Source organism: Rhodococcus sp. R1101, from assembly GCF_000278445.1.
In the GTDB taxonomy this organism is placed as follows: domain Bacteria; phylum Actinomycetota; class Actinomycetes; order Mycobacteriales; family Mycobacteriaceae; genus Rhodococcus; species Rhodococcus gordoniae.
In genome coordinates this window covers 1-429 of record NZ_AJVB01000953.1, presented here as the reverse complement: position 1 = coordinate 429, position 429 = coordinate 1, and the positions used below count along the sequence as shown (strand labels likewise).

The window sequence follows — 429 nt, the reverse complement described above, 5'->3', positions numbered from 1 at the left end:
TCGGGCACCTTCGCGCGCATCAGGTGCCGCCGGCAGTGCTCGAGGAGGCCCTCGGCGGTCGTCGTCGCATCCGGGTACAGCACCACGTAGGCGACGGGAACCTCGCCGAGGACCGGGTCGGGCCGGCCGACGACCGCGGCTTCGAGAACGTCGTCGATCGAGGTAAGGACGGTTTCGATCTCCTTGGGGTAGATGTTCTCGCCACCACGGATGATCATGTCCTTGACGCGGTCGACGATGCGCAGATAGCCGTCCTCGTCCAGGATCCCGATGTCCCCGGTGTGCAACCAGCCGTCGCGGACGGTCTCGGCGGTCGCATCGGGGCGATCGAGGTAACCGCGCATGACCGTCGGCCCCGCGATGACCACCTCTCCTGTCTCGCCGGACGCCAGCAGTTCCCCGTCCGGCGAGACAGGAGAGGTGGTCATC

Annotated in this window: 1 protein-coding gene; it reads right to left on the bottom strand. The window is 67.6% G+C overall.

Features of this window, described 5'->3' with window-relative positions:
- Window positions 1-429: AMP-binding enzyme (locus R1101_RS29085; protein ID WP_037225483.1), on the bottom strand; the 429-nt coding region annotated here is incomplete at both ends.